At 36.5% G+C, this 14775-nt stretch carries 12 protein-coding genes; 6 read left to right on the top strand and 6 right to left on the bottom strand.

The features are described from left to right. Window positions 1–1088, bottom strand: a 1088-nt coding sequence (locus tag KEM10_RS13590; RefSeq protein WP_212216561.1) for a fasciclin domain-containing protein, incomplete at its 3' end; no start/stop codon positions are given. A gap of 342 nt (window positions 1089–1430) precedes the next feature. Continuing rightward, window positions 1431–2321 carry a 4-hydroxy-tetrahydrodipicolinate synthase gene (gene dapA, locus KEM10_RS13585; RefSeq protein WP_212216560.1) on the bottom strand — a complete coding sequence of 297 codons (891 nt, stop codon included), beginning with the start codon at window positions 2319–2321 and terminating at the stop codon, window positions 1431–1433. Between the two features lie 169 nt (window positions 2322–2490). Here dapA and KEM10_RS13580 point away from each other — a divergent pair, with 169 nt between their 5' ends. After that, on the top strand, window positions 2491–3162 hold the full coding sequence (locus tag KEM10_RS13580; protein WP_212216559.1) for a hypothetical protein: 672 nt from the start codon (window positions 2491–2493) through the stop codon (window positions 3160–3162). Between the two features lie 26 nt (window positions 3163–3188). Here the strand turns inward: KEM10_RS13580 and KEM10_RS13575 are convergent, their stop codons facing one another. Beyond that, on the bottom strand, window positions 3189–4838 hold the full coding sequence (locus tag KEM10_RS13575; protein WP_212216558.1) for a M56 family metallopeptidase: 1650 nt from the start codon (window positions 4836–4838) through the stop codon (window positions 3189–3191). Window positions 4839–4842: 4 nt separating this feature from the next. Beyond that, a complete protein-coding gene (locus tag KEM10_RS13570) occupies window positions 4843–5220 on the bottom strand; it encodes a BlaI/MecI/CopY family transcriptional regulator (protein WP_244825836.1) in 378 nt (125 codons plus the stop codon). Between the two features lie 221 nt (window positions 5221–5441). Here KEM10_RS13570 and KEM10_RS13565 point away from each other — a divergent pair, with 221 nt between their 5' ends. From KEM10_RS13565 to gap, 5 genes are all read left to right on the top strand, one after another. Next, window positions 5442–6629, top strand: a complete 1188-nt coding sequence (locus KEM10_RS13565; protein ID WP_212216557.1) for a S8 family serine peptidase — start codon at window positions 5442–5444, stop codon at window positions 6627–6629. A 130-nt stretch (window positions 6630–6759) separates the two neighbouring features. After that, entirely contained in the window at window positions 6760–10047 is a 3288-nt protein-coding gene (locus KEM10_RS13560; RefSeq protein WP_212216556.1) for a VPS10 domain-containing protein, read from the top strand. 197 nt (window positions 10048–10244) lie between these two features. Then, window positions 10245–10679: a hypothetical protein gene (locus KEM10_RS13555; RefSeq protein WP_212216555.1), complete on the top strand. Its 435-nt coding sequence runs from the start codon at window positions 10245–10247 to the stop codon at window positions 10677–10679. Between the two features lie 207 nt (window positions 10680–10886). After that, a complete protein-coding gene (locus tag KEM10_RS24555) occupies window positions 10887–11015 on the top strand; it encodes a hypothetical protein (protein ID WP_262897928.1) in 129 nt (42 codons plus the stop codon). A gap of 245 nt (window positions 11016–11260) precedes the next feature. Further along, window positions 11261–12268, top strand: a complete 1008-nt coding sequence (gene gap / locus KEM10_RS13550) for a type I glyceraldehyde-3-phosphate dehydrogenase (RefSeq protein ID WP_212216554.1) — start codon at window positions 11261–11263, stop codon at window positions 12266–12268. A gap of 449 nt (window positions 12269–12717) precedes the next feature. Here the strand turns inward: gap and KEM10_RS13545 are convergent, their stop codons facing one another. Together KEM10_RS13545 and KEM10_RS13540 are read right to left on the bottom strand one after the other, a co-directional pair. Beyond that, entirely contained in the window at window positions 12718–13692 is a 975-nt protein-coding gene (locus tag KEM10_RS13545; protein ID WP_212216553.1) for a PorP/SprF family type IX secretion system membrane protein, read from the bottom strand. Next, window positions 13693–14658, bottom strand: a complete 966-nt coding sequence (locus tag KEM10_RS13540; protein WP_212216552.1) for an Ig-like domain-containing protein — start codon at window positions 14656–14658, stop codon at window positions 13693–13695. Window positions 14659–14775 lie beyond the last annotated feature (117 nt).

The raw sequence follows: 14775 nt of genomic DNA, 5'->3' as shown, positions 1-14775 counted from the left end.
AGTAATATTTGTGTTAACGCGCCTTCCGGATCTTCCAGCAATGCTTCTACAGTGCCTTCAGGCAAGGCAGCAAAGGCATCATCGGTTGGTGCGAACACGGTAAAGGGTCCGTCTCCCATTAAGGCTTCATCCAAACCTGCTGCGCCAACTGCGGCTTCTAAGGTATTATGCGCTTCACTGTCTGAGATAATATCGTATACTGTGGTAGTTGGTGGTAGCAATACGGCATCAATCACATGTACCACACCATTGTCGGCTTCGATATCAGCTACGGTTACCATGGCATCGTTGATGTATACTTTACCATCCATGATTTTTATCTCAACTTCTTTGCCTTGAAGAGTAACGATCATATCACCGTCGCTTAAATCGGTACTCATGGCTTTGGAACCTACTACGTGGTATAGCAAAATTTGTGTTAAGGTTCCTTCCGGATCTTCAAGTAAGGCTTCTACAGTTCCTTCCGGCAAGGCAGCAAAGGCATCATCGGTGGGTGCAAACACGGTAAAAGGTCCGTCTCCCATTAAGGCTTCATCTAATCCGGCTGCTCCGATAGCTGCTTCCAAAGTAGTATGTGATTCACTGTCTGAGATAATATCGTAAACAGTGGTAGTTGGAAATAAAACACCATCGATTCGGTGGATGACTGACTGCTTTAAATGAATATCAACATCCGATATTAAAATATCATTCACATACCATGAATGGTCAATATTCTTAAGCAGTAGTTTACTACCATTTACAGAAGTAAGTACCTGTCCATCGACCAAATCAGCTGAAGTAACTACTCCTGAAACCATATGCCCTTTCAGCACATCTATAAGTTCGGTATATGGATGTACAAAAAGACTATTTTTCTGATCATCAGTTAAATTCTGGAAAGAATCTTCCGTTGGTAGAAAGATTGTGTAAGGAGCATTATCAACAATGTCATCAATCAAATCATTAAAGAATGAAAGATGATTAAAAATAATTGAATTTTCGCTTGGGGGCGCAGGTTCATCTTGTGCATTTAACACTGAAGGCATTAAGCCCATCATAAGCGTAATAAAGAGCGATGTTTTTAAGTAAAGGTAAATTCGTTTCATAACTGCAAATTTTCTAAACGTGATTATTTCTTTCGAAGCCTTTAGCGAATTATACAACCAAGACCTATTCCTACTAAGTACCGTTGTACTTACTCATCGTTCATTCTTTCTGTCTGAATTCCTAAGAACTGCCAGATGTTTAAATATCAATGCAGTTCTAACAACTTTAATAACGGATCCGAAAGAAAAACAGCAGTTTTGAATTTTTGTTTAATTTTTTTTACTATTTATTAAACATTCTTTTATAACTATCACATTAAAGCCTATATAACAACACTTTAAGAAATAAAAAAAGGACTCCTCTCGAAGCCCTTTTTCCAACAACACTAAAAAATAATTACATTATATAATTCCTTGTTTTTTCATTTCATTAAGCAACAGCTCTTTGTTTGCATCTTCCATGGTGCACATTGGTAAACGGAATTCTTCTTCCAGCAAGCCCATTGCTGCTAATGCTGTTTTAACAGGTATTGGATTGGATTCGATAAATAGTAAATCCATTAAATCGCGATACTGGTAAAACAATTTATTTACCTCAGCCACATCACCTTCCATAGAGTCTTTCATCAACTTGGCAAAATCTTGTGGAATAATATTGGCTATTACCGAAATACATCCATCAGCACCAATTAAGTTAGCTGGCGCCGATAGAAAATCGTCACCACTATATATTTTAAATCCTTCCGGACGTTTGGCAATCAATTCTGCAAATAAAGTTAAATCACCTGATGCTTCCTTAATCCCAACAATATTATCAAAATTGTTAGCTAATTTAATAGCTGTGTCAACCGATATATTTGATCCTGTACGCGAAGGCACGTTATAAAGAACGATAGGTACATCTATAGCATCAGCAACGGTAGCAAAATGTTGATACATTCCTTTTTCGGTAGGTTTATTATAATAAGGTCCAACCACCAACACAGCATCTACTCCAATAGCTTCTGCCTTACGACTGTATCTAATACATTCCTCAGTTGAATTACTTCCGCTTCCTGCAATTACTGGAATTTTACCTCCCACTTTTTTAACAGTTCGTTCAATCAAAAAAGCATCTTCATCACCTGTTAAAGCCGGTGTTTCTCCGGTTGTACCACAAACCACAATTCCGTCTGTACCATTTTCAAGATGAAAATCAATCAGATGATCAAAAGCATCAACATCTATTTCACCATTAGCTTTAAACGGAGTGGCAATTGCCACAATTGAACCTGTTAAATTAAAGTCTTGCATAATTTCACCAATAAATTTCACCTCAAAATTAGGAAAAGAAATGACTAGTCTGAAATTTTTAAACAAAAAAAACTTCTTTATAACACTATGTTAATATTTTAACTTTAACTATCTTTGTCTGACATTAACGTTAATCTCAAGCCCTTAGGTTTGATGAAACACAAGGATTATGAAAACAGTCAGTCAAGCAGTTGAATCGGTTATTAAAGTTAAACCCTTTGTTATAGAAGCTTTATGTGAAGGATTAATCAATATTTCTTCTTTAGCTCGTCAAATACAACCCATGGTTGAAAAACTAACCGAGAAACCGGTTAAACAGGGCGCTGTTGTGATGGCTTTAAACCGCCTTACCCCACAGTTGGATTACACTTTAAATAAAAACCTGCAAAAACTACTTGAATCGCTGGGTGATATTATTGTAAGATCAAACCTGACTGATTTTACCTTTAGAAACAGTAATACTATTTTTAACAGTCATACTAAAGTGATGCAGGAAATAGGTGCGCATCATGATGTATTTTACACATTAGTGCGTGGTGTATTTGAATCCAATTTAGTTGTAAGTTCAGCCTATGAGGAATTGGTTGAGAAGTATTTTGGCAATGAAGAATGCCTGCTTAAACAAGGAGAGTTATCAGCTATTACTTTAAAGTTACCGACTTCTAATGTAGCAGTTACCGGTTTTTATTACCATATACTAAAAGCTATTGCCTGGGAAGGTGTCAATATTAAAGAAGTTATTTCAACAACCAACGAGTTTACCATCATTGTAAACGACGAAGACGTTGACCGTGGTTTTACCATTCTAAAAAACTTAAAAACAGCCTATAAACAAAAATAAAAGCCGGAATATCCGGCTTTTTTCTTTTAATCAAATTCTACAGGAACTACCATTGTACATGCAATTGGTTTGCCTCTTTGCTTACCGGGTATCCAACTGTTTAATCTGGCAACAATCTTTTCGGCTACTTCAGCTTCCTTCCCCTTTTTATCAATTGCGTTTACATTAACCACATCACCTTTTGCATTTACTGTAAATTTAACTTTTACAATCCCATTTAATTCCTGTTTTTCTTTTGCCATAGTGATACTACTATACAAAGCGGCAGCATAAGACTCTATCCCACCATTGTATTTAGGCAGATCTTCAACTACAAAAAACACAGGCTCATCACTTTCTGTCGGCGGAGGAGGCGGTGGTGGTAGCGCAATCTCCTTTTTCTCAATTTTAGGAGCTGGTGGTGGAGGTGGTGGCGGAGGAGTTATTTTGCCTTTATACCTCTCTCTGAAAGGACCTGGATCAATAGCATAAGAGGTAGGTTTTAAAGCAACCACTATTTCTTTTCCCTCTTCAACTTTTCTTTCTTCTGTTTTAAATCCCACAAATGAAAATACTAGTATATCATCCTCTGAAGCTTCAATAGTAAATTTACCATCCATATCGGATACACAACCAATCGTTTTTCCTTTTAAAACAATACTAACTCCAGGAACTGGCCCCAACACAATCATTCTTTTAACCTCTCCTGTATTAGGATTCATTATATCTGTTGTATCTTCAATACCAACTTGTCCTTTAACAGTTACTTTTTTCCCATCTTTTATTGAAGTAACCTCAAGGCCTTCATCTTCTAACTTTTTCAACTGATAATTCGGTTGGCTAAAAGCCCACAAAAAACCTCCTATCAGAGGCAATGTCAACAGCAGTTTAAGCTGTCGCCATTTGGATTTTCTTACATTTTTCATCATTTTTAGTCGTCGTTTATTTTGGGAGAACCGGAAGTGATTGGCTAGCACTGACGCTTCCGCTCCCATTGTTACACAAATTATTGATTGTATATACTTTTCAATTGAATAGCCTTGATTTAGTACACCCCGATCTGCCAAAAACTCCAGATTTTGCTTTACCAATCGTCCATAGTACCAGGCAAAAGGATTAAACCACTGAATAACAATTAAAATTTCACTCAACAAAACATCTACCCAGTGATTCTGATATAGATGAACTTTCTCATGAGCTAAAATTTCGGAATTATCATCATTTAAATAGGATTCATCATCTAAAAATACAGAGTGCCCAAATGTGAATGGTTCACTTACATTCTTACTTATAAAATAAACAACACCATTCCTTTCTACCTTCCTGCTCATTTTCCTCAGCTGCATTATTCTATACACTCCAAAAAGAATTCGAGAAGCAAATACCAATACACCTAAAAAATACACAATGGGTAATAGCATCATCCAATTAAATGACGACTGCTCATTAACAATAGCAGTTGATGACTCAACAACTGGCTCTGCTACTTCTTTAAATATATTGTTAGTATCAATAGGCTGTACAAAAATAGTATAGCTTAGCTCAATCATTGGAAGAAAGAGAGTAGCAATCAGCCCTAACAATAAATATCCTCTATATAGTGTAAAATGCCCGTCTTTACGGAAGGCAATCAAATACATTACTGTAAATGAAAATAAAATGGTTATCGATCGGGTAAAATAGGTTAGTAAATCCATAGGACTATTTTTTAGGGTTTGTTTTGGATTCACTCTCTTTCAGCATGAATTCCAATTCTTCTATATCCATATCATTATCCTTCGCAAAAAAAGTAGCCAAACGCTTAAAACTACCTCCGAAATAGTTATTTAAAAGATGTTTCATCTGGTAAGATGAATATTCTTCCTTACTTATTTTCGGACTATATATATAAGTATTACCAATAGCTTTGTTATCTACAATTTCTTTCTTTTTAAGTACCTTTAAAACTGTCGCCACAGTTGTATAAGCCGGTTGTTTCTCAACAAAGCCTTCCAGCACATCTTTTACTGTTCCCTCTCCTATTTCCCATAGGATTTGCATTATCTCTTCCTCGGCTTTAGTTAATTGCTTTATTTCCATATTTTCAATTAATTAATCAACTACTACAAATATAGTACTATTTTAATAGTATCAAAACTATATCTATAGTATTTGTATCATTCACATAAAAAAAGACCATCAAACTTTATTACATCAACCATACACTTTCAATTTAAAATTTACTGACCAACTTGACTTTTTACACTAAATATCGGTAATTGTAATTTCCTATATTTTTAATATAATTTAAACGCCAAAACATGAAAAGAAAAGCACTTTTAGGCATAGCCATGCTATGCTCTGTTTTGTTTTTAACCAATTGCGAAAAAGAATCATTGGTTAGTAACGACAGTTCCACAATCGAACCCACTTTAAAAGCCTCATCTGTTAGTAACTCTTATATTGTAGTTCTAAAAAATGATGCTATTACTGATTTAACAGGAGAATCGTACAAAGCCAAAAAGGATAAGGTTAAGGTTAAAGCTGAAAAGCTATTCGCTAAGAAAAAAATCAAATCAAAAGCTTTTAAACATATTTATGGTAAAGCCCTTAAAGGATTTGCTTTGGATTTAACAGATGAAGAAGTCGCCACTTTGCAATCTGATGAAGTAGTTTTACGCATTGAAAAAGATAAGATTATATCCTTATCACCTATTACCATTAAAAAGAAACCTGGCACTGTTGTTGACGCCTCTCAGTCTATTCCTTGGGGAATAACTCGCGTTGGCGGACCTGTTAGCGGTGTTGGCAAAACTGCCTGGATCATTGATTCAGGAATTGATTTAGACCACCCCGACTTAAATGTTGATACGGATAGAGCCGCTCAATTCTTAGGTTCACGTTATACGCCAGACGATCAAAATGGTCATGGAACACATGTTGCCGGTACTGTTGCAGCGTTAGATAACTCTATAGGAGTTGTGGGTGTTGCTCCGGGCGCAACCGTAGTTCCTGTGCGTGTTTTAGATCGCAGAGGCAGTGGATCCTTATCTGGTGTTATTGCAGGAGTTGATTACGTAGCCGCAAATGCTTCATCAGATGATGTTGCCAATATGAGCTTAGGTGGTGGAATTTCAACGTCTTTAGACGAAGCTGTTTTATCTGCCTCATCAGTATTAAAATTTGCCTTGGCGGCGGGTAACGAATCGGATGATGCAGAAAACCACTCTCCCGCCCGCGTTGACGGCCCTAATATCTATACAATATCAGCTATGGATAGTAATGATAACTGGGCTTACTTCTCTAATTATGGCGCTGGAGTTGATTATTGCGCTCCCGGATACGGTATCTACTCAACCTATATGAAAGGCGGCTATGAAACTTTGAGCGGTACATCAATGGCAGCACCACATGTTTGTGGATTATTGCTGATTACCAATAATCTTACAACAGATGGATATGTAAACGGCGATCCGGATGGAGATCCCGATCCTATAGCTCACAATTAATATAAAAAGGCGGCTTTTGAGTCGCCTTTTTTATTTCATTCCAGACAAAAACCACCCCTCAAAGTGCATTTAAGTGTTAGAATTACTACCTTTTGAGCTTAAAATTAATTTAAACCCAAATCATTATAAGATGAATCACCTTAAAAGAATCACTGTCATTGGATTACTGATGACATTTTTTGTTATTCCTTTTAGTTTGATGGCTCAAAAAAAGTCGAAGAATGAGTCGGAACAAAAAGATACCTTAATCAACAGTAGTCTGGTATCAGGATTAAAATTAAGAAGTATTGGACCTGCTTTTACATCTGGTAGAATTGCCGATTTCGCTGTCAACCCTAATAATCATTCTGAGTTTTACGTTGCAGTGGCCAGTGGCCATATCTGGAAAACAACCAATAACGGCATTACCTTTTCTCCTGTATTTGATAAATACGGAGCCTATTCAATCGGATGCCTGGCTATGGATCCAAATAACAGTAATGTTGTTTGGGCCGGAACGGGCGAGAATAACCACCAGCGGGCTCTTGGTTATGGCGATGGTGTTTACAAGACCATTGATGGAGGAAAATCGTGGAAAAATATGGGATTAAAAGATTCACGCCAAATTGGTATGATATTGATTGATCCTCGCAATTCTGATGTTGTTTATGTTGCGGCCGAAGGTTCAGCCTGGGGCCCTGGAGGCGACAGAGGCTTATATAAAACCACTGACGGAGGAGAAAACTGGGAAAAAGTATTAGAGATAAGCGAAAATACGGGTGTAAACAATATTATTTGCGATCCACGAAATCCTGACATTTTATATGCCACATCGGAGCAGCGACGCCGACATGTATTTACCAAAATTGGCGGAGGACCGGAATCAGCAGTATATAAATCAACCGATGCCGGAAAAAACTGGCGAAAATTAAAAAGCGGACTACCCACCGAACATATTGGTGGAATGGGTATTGCCATATCACCTCAAAATCCCGATGTACTATACCTTATTATAGAAGCTGCTAATAACGCTGGTGGTTTCTTCCGCTCAACAGATCGTGGCGAGTCATGGTCAAAAATGAGCGATCATCATTCAAGTGGTCAATATTACAATGAGATTTATTGCGACCCGATTGAATTCGACAAAGTTTATTCTGTTGAAACCTATTCGTATTATACAGAAGACGGTGGTAAAAAATGGAAACGATTAAGCAATAAAGATCGCCATGTTGATGATCATGCACTATGGGTTAACCCTGAGGACAATAACCATATAATGATTGGTGGCGATGGAGGTGTTTATATTTCCTATGACTCCGGTGAATTATGGCGACAGGTTAGTAACCTGCCTGTTACCCAGTTTTACCGTGTAACCGTCGATAATGCTGAACCATTTTATAATATCTACGGAGGAACTCAGGATAATGCTACTCTCGGAGGACCTGTTCAAAACACAAGTTCTTTTGGCGTAACCAGTGGCGAATGGATTGTTACCGTTTTTGGTGATGGTTTCTGGTCGAGAGTTGACCCTACCAACCCTGATATTGTTTACAGCGAATGGCAATATGGTAATGTAGTGCGCTACGATAAAAAAAGTGGAGAAAAGATCAATATCAAACCACAACCACGCGAAGATGAGTTAACCTACCGCTGGAACTGGAACGCACCTTTAATACTAAGTAAGCACGACCACAAAACCATTTATATTGCAGCCAATAAAGTATTTAAAAGTTCAAACAGAGGAGACACCTGGGAGGTTATTTCTGATGATCTGACAGCTCAAATCGATCGCAACACATGGCCGGTGATGGGTAAATACTGGAGCGCCGATGCCGTTGTAAAAGATGTTTCCACCTCTCAATACAACACCCTTGTTTCGTTAGATGAATCACCTGTTAAGCCCGGATTGATATATGCCGGTTCTGATGATGGAGTTATTCAGGTAACTGAAGACAATGGCAAAACGTGGCGTAAAATATCATCCTTCCCGGGTGTTCCCGAATACACTTATGTAAGTGACATCTACGCATCTCGATTTGACGAAAACGTGGTGTATGCCACTTTCGATAACATGAAGAACGATGACTTTAAGCCTTACATATTAAAAAGTAATGACAAGGGTAAAACATGGACATCCATTTCATCTAATTTACCAGAAAACGGTACAGTTCATACCCTGGAGCAAGATTTTGAAAGAAAAGAATTGCTATTTGCCGGTACCGAATTTGGTATTTTCTTCTCTGTCAACGAAGGACAAGACTGGATTCAATTAAAGTCAGGTATCCCTTCTATTGCTGTTAAGGATCTAGCTATACAAGAGCGTGAAAATGATTTGGTATTAGCCACTTTTGGGCGTGGATTTTATGTGCTGGATAATTATTCTCCTTTACGCGAACTATCGGAAGAACTGGTAAAAAAAGATGCCCACCTGTTTGAAATTAAAGATGCTGATTTATTTATTCGCACCGATAAAATTTATGGACAAGGAGCTACCTATTTTGGTGCTGCAAACCCGGAATTTGGCGCCACCTTTACTTTTTATCAGAAAGAAGTATCGAAAACACAAAAGCAGATTCGTCAGGAAATGGAAAAAGATCTTTTTGAGAAAAGTGAGCGCATTCCTCAACCCACCTGGAAAGAACTGCAAGATGAATCGAAAGAAATACCAGCTTATTTATTAGTTACCATTAAGGATGACGAAGGAAGCATTGTAAAAACTTTCACAAAAAAACCTGAAAAGAACGTTACTCGTTTTAACTGGGATTTAACTTATAACGATTGGACCATTGTGAAGACTAAGAAATTTGATCCTTTCAAAAAGTCTGAAAGTGGTATTTATGTTATGCCTGGAAAATATAGGGTTGAAATAAGTCAGATAAAAGACAACACAACAACTCTACTGGCAGGACCAACTTCCTTTGAGGTAAATACTTTAAATAATACCACTCTTCCGGCTGATGACCGAAAAGCAATGGTCGAATTCCAAAGAAAAGTGACTGAACTTTCTAAAGCCATGAATGGCACCATGCGCTTACTATCAGAACTCAAAGAAGAAGTTGCTTCTATGAAACAAACCTCTTTATCGGTTGCCGGAGCCAACGAAGAAGTGATACCTTCATTAAATGCGTTAAATAAAGAACTCGATGATATTGAATTTGCCTTTAATGGAGTTGAAGCTAAAGCCAGTTGGGAAGAAATTCCTCCAGCACAAATGCCTTTAATGGAAAGACTCAACAACATTATTTATAGCCATATAGAAAGTAGTTCTAATATTACCACTACCTCAAAAAGAGACTTTGAAATAGTAAATAAGAAATTCCCTTCTTTATTAGAGGATGTTAAAAATATAGCAACCGTTAAAATAGTAGCCATCCGAAAACAAATGGATCAGCTAAAAGCACCCTATACAAAGGGACGAATACCGGTATGGAACAACTGAAATAAATTACTAAGCGTCTTTTAATTATCAAATCCGACAACCTTTTTAAAGATTGTCGGATTTTTTTAGTCTAGAATTAGAAATTTTTCCACCCGTTTTTTATATTTACCCTGTAAATAATTTAATTACATTTTAAACTAAAAATGACAACAAAAGCCATCTTGCCGTTCATAGGATTCGGCAGCATTAAATTTGGAATGGAAGAACACGAAGTTTCAAGCTACATCGGAGATCCGGATGAAACAGAGGTTCAAAACTATGGTCATGGAGGCCAAGCAAACGTACTATATTACGATGAGTTCGGACTTTCAATGTCTTTTGATAGTGAGGAAGACTTCAGGTTAGTAGAAATTTCTTTCGAAAATGACAGATTTGTCCTTCACGAGTCTATTAAACCTGGTATGTCGAAAGAAGACTTCCTGAGTGCTTTAGAAAACCTTGATATGGGTGAGTATGAAGTTGAGGAAATAGAAGATGATGAATTTGAAAATATGGTACAGTACATCTTTGAGAAGGAAAACATCAATATCTGGATTGAAGATGATAAACTGACAACCATTCAAATCGGACCTGAATTTGTTGATGACGACACCATCAGATGGCCACAACGAAGCAACAATGATGATGAATAAAATACAAAGCCCGAATTCGGGCTTTTTTTATTTCTCAGCACTTTTAGTGTAAAAAAAAAGGGCTTTAACTTAGAAAATATTGCCATTACCCAAGTTCCCCTTGAAAAACGTAACTTAAGCACTTTCTTTGCGTTTGAGAAATAAATTAAAGATTTTGGAGATCAGTAATATTCTCCTATTTTTACAGACAAGTAAAAGACTATGAAGATGAAAAAGATTTTGTTATTTGCCGCTGTATTATTTGTTGTTGCAATTGGAATGAATTCATGCAAAAGTTCAGAAGATTGCCCAGCATACGGCCAAGCACCTACCGAACAACCTGCAGAAAGAGCTTAATCTTAACCTTCAGGTAAAAACATTGCAAGTAGCATAAAAGGATGAAGTCATCTCTTTTATGTTGCTTTTTTTTTGCCCATTTGTAAAGTATAAGACACCATTACATTTTTAATCAATCTTTAAGATTTCTTAAAACTTATTTACAAAATTCATTTTCATATTTCTTGAAGAATTAATTATGAATTCTTACTTTTGCAGTGCATTTTTGAAGACCTTATTAAAACAATTCTTAAAAAAGCAATAAAATGTCAAAAATCAAGATTGGGATTAACGGTTTTGGCCGTATCGGACGTTTCGTTTTCCGTCAGGCTGTAGCTAAAGGAACTATTCAAGTTGTTGCTATCAACGATTTGATTGATGTAGATTACATGGCTTACATGTTGAAATATGATTCAACTCATGGCCAATTCGACGGTACTGTTGAAGTAAAAGACGGTAAATTAATCGTTAACGGTGACGAAATCCGTGTTACTGCTGAAAGAAACCCTGCTGACATTAACTGGGGTGGTGTTGAAGCTGAATACGTTGTTGAGTCAACTGGTTTATTCTTAACTAAAGAAAAAGCTCAAGGTCACATCGACGCTGGTGCTAAAAAAGTTGTAATGTCTGCTCCTTCTAAAGACGATACTCCAATGTTCGTTATGGGTGTTAACAATACTTCTTACACTAACGACATGAACTTCGTTTCTAACGCTTCATGTACTACAAACTGTTTAGCTCCTATCGCTAAAGTATTGAACGACAAGTTCGGTATTGTTGACGGTTTGATGACTACTGTTCACGCTACTACTGCAACTCAAAAAACTGTTGACGGTCCTTCAGCTAAAGACTGGAGAGGTGGACGTGGCGCTAGCCAAAACATCATTCCTTCATCAACTGGTGCTGCTAAAGCTGTAGGTAAAGTAATTCCTGAATTGAATGGTAAATTAACTGGTATGGCTTTCCGTGTACCAACTCCAGACGTTTCAGTAGTTGACCTTACTGTAAACTTAGCTAAAGCTGCTTCTTACAATGATATCAAAGCTGCTATGAAAGCTGCTTCTGAAAACGAATTGAAAGGTATTTTGGGTTACACTGAAGATGCTGTTGTTTCTAACGACTTCATTGGTGACACAAGAACTTCTATCTTCGATGCTGAAGCTGGTATCGCTTTAACTGACACTTTCGTAAAAGTTGTATCATGGTATGACAACGAAATGGGTTATTCAGCTAAAGTATGTGAATTAATTCAGTACATGGATTCAGTAAAATAATTGAATTTCATATATATTTTAAAAGCCTTCCTTCGGGAAGGCTTTTTTTATGCTAAAAAATAAATGTTACATCTTACAAACTAACTACCGCAACAGTTAAATACCTTCTGCAATTGAAATAATTTCCGTTTACGCCCAAATAAAACTTGAAAACACACAAATAATTGTTGCTGACACTCAAATAATAGGTATTTACATATAAATAATGTCAGGTGACAATTAAATAATATACATTAACAACGCCATAATGTCAGGTGACAATAAAATAACAAACATCAACAGTGTCATAATGTCGGATCACAACTAAATATTAAAGAATTACAACGCCATAATGTCAGGCAGCAGTTAAATAATGGATTCTGCGATTAAATATTAAAGTATAACAAGCTAATGAATCAACTTTGTTATGCCATATTTAAAGTTGATGAGACAATAATGTGCCAAAACAGTTAAAAATACCTGATAGAACGCATGGCTCCACCTTCGTCCTGTTCTTTCTTTCTCTTTTTCTGAAACATTCTATCTCTATTACGTTTTAACATTTTTCCCGAATCAAAACTCAACGTAATTTCATGACTACCTTTATTTATTCCGGTTGATTCAGTAGACATGTCGTAGGAATAATGAATATTTAAGTGGTCGCTCAATCTAAAACCTCCCACAAAAGCCACAGCTGTATCAAAACGATAAGAAACTCCCACAGAGAAAAGTTCTTTATAAAGCAATTGCAAATTAGCATCAACACTATACATTCCGTTTTCAACAAAACGAGCCAATGTTGATGGTTTCAAATAAAACTCTTTACTGATCGAAAAACCATAACCCGTAGAAAGGTAATAATGCCTTTTAACCTCTGATATAATTTGATCGGAATCTTTACTTTTAAAATAGTAATCCATAAACTGCGGCACTGAAATTCCCAAATAAAAAGATGGAGTATATAAGAACATCCCCGCTCCTGCATTAGGTTTAAAACTATTTTGTGAGCCTCCTAAAAAATTTGGATCTTCCGGATCAATAACCTTCCAATCATCAGCGCTAAATCCATAATGATTAGCAATGGCAGTAACTCCTAGCGATAAAAACATATTGTGGCGAAGTCGGATCAAGTAAGAATAGTAAAAATTAAAACGATTATTCTGTACCGGGCCCACTTGATATGAGTTCAGGGCGGCTCCTAACGAAACCATTGATTTATTCAAAGGCGAATGAATACTAACATTATAGTTGACAGGGGCACCATCCAGTCCCATCCATTGATGACGAGCCATCAGGTTAACAGCAAAAGAATTTCTTACTCCGGTATATGCAGGATTTATCATTAACTGAGAATGCATATACTGAGTGGATAAAGCCTCTAATTGAGCCATTAATTTAACCGACCACAAAACAAGCAGAATTGATATGTAATATTTTTTACCCATTTATCTGCTTAAATAAATTGAACCTGTTATACTTTGTGTGATTCCGGGGATAGTAAACTGGTAATAATAGGTACCTGACTGTACCGGTTTTCCATTTAAGGCTCCTGAATTAGCTACTCCATCCCAATTGTTTTGATAGTTGCTATTGGAATATACTATTTGTCCCCATTCATTAAAAATGGTAACTTTTATATTTGTAAAACTTTTGAAATCGGGAATGTAAAAAGTATCGTTATATCCATCGTTGTTTGGAGAAAAACCATTTGGAATAAAAAAATCAGTTTTCCCATCAAACTGAACATCTACAAAAACCCACGCATTATCACAATCATTATCCACATCACAAATAGAGTATTGTAACGAATCTGCTCCTCCGAAATTTCTGGGAAAAGATGGTATTAAGACATTATCATCATCAAGGTGGGCATCTCCGTGATTAAATCCTTGAACAATATTTACAACATAAGGAAAATCACCTTTAATTGTATCATTATCAAGAATTCTAATCACCTGATCGGATCCGTGAATCAACACAACAGTATCGTTAACTGCAACCGGGGTATAGTCTACATCATCGATCTGCACGTCAACCCTTGCTTCATCGCAATCTCCAACTAAATTACAAACTTTATAAGTAAACTGGTCGGTACCCCAGAAGCCCGGCTCTGGCGTATATTGAATAGTGTTATCTTCGTTAACCTGAACCGATCCATTTATTGGCTGAGTCTCTATTGTTAAAGCACTCACTCCATCATTTAAGCCAATATCATTATTAAGAACATTAATTCTTACCGTCTCGCTTTCTTTTACAACAGCAAAATCATTATAGGCAATTACACTATTGAACATTGACTCAATTTCTTCAGAAGCACCAGCTCCCTGATTTACAACCGACTGTCCAAAAATAGAATTACCTAAAAAAAGAATGATACTGACTGAAAGAAATATTTTATTTCGCCCGATCACAAGTTAGTTTAAGTGTTTTATACAACAAACATAATTATTCAACCCTATATCTCAAAATATATAAGAGATAGAAGCTGATTCTTAATAAAAGAAATGATTTAGGCGGATTTATAATAG

This window comes from Carboxylicivirga linearis (assembly GCF_018271995.1).
GTDB classification, from domain to species: Bacteria; Bacteroidota; Bacteroidia; order Bacteroidales; family Marinilabiliaceae; genus Carboxylicivirga; species Carboxylicivirga linearis.
Note: the sequence above shows the minus strand (reverse complement) of the source record. Positions and strands in the feature narration are given on the sequence as shown.

What these genes read in the sequence shown, in the direction of transcription:
- dapA (WP_212216560.1), bottom strand. Translation starts at nt 2,321, where the DNA reads ATGCAAGACTTTAATTTAACAGGTTCAATTGTGGCAATTGCCACTCCG.
- KEM10_RS13580 (WP_212216559.1), top strand. Translation starts at nt 2,491, where the DNA reads ATGAAAACAGTCAGTCAAGCAGTTGAATCGGTTATTAAAGTTAAACCC.
- KEM10_RS13555 (WP_212216555.1), top strand. Translation starts at nt 10,245, where the DNA reads ATGGAAGAACACGAAGTTTCAAGCTACATCGGAGATCCGGATGAAACA.
- KEM10_RS24555 (WP_262897928.1), top strand. Translation starts at nt 10,887, where the DNA reads ATGAAAAAGATTTTGTTATTTGCCGCTGTATTATTTGTTGTTGCAATT.
- KEM10_RS13565 (WP_212216557.1), top strand. Translation starts at nt 5,442, where the DNA reads ATGAAAAGAAAAGCACTTTTAGGCATAGCCATGCTATGCTCTGTTTTG.
- gap (WP_212216554.1), top strand. Translation starts at nt 11,261, where the DNA reads ATGTCAAAAATCAAGATTGGGATTAACGGTTTTGGCCGTATCGGACGT.
- KEM10_RS13545 (WP_212216553.1), bottom strand. Translation starts at nt 13,692, where the DNA reads ATGGGTAAAAAATATTACATATCAATTCTGCTTGTTTTGTGGTCGGTT.
- KEM10_RS13560 (WP_212216556.1), top strand. Translation starts at nt 6,760, where the DNA reads ATGAATCACCTTAAAAGAATCACTGTCATTGGATTACTGATGACATTT.
- KEM10_RS13570 (WP_244825836.1), bottom strand. Translation starts at nt 5,220, where the DNA reads ATGGAAATAAAGCAATTAACTAAAGCCGAGGAAGAGATAATGCAAATC.
- KEM10_RS13575 (WP_212216558.1), bottom strand. Translation starts at nt 4,838, where the DNA reads ATGGATTTACTAACCTATTTTACCCGATCGATAACCATTTTATTTTCA.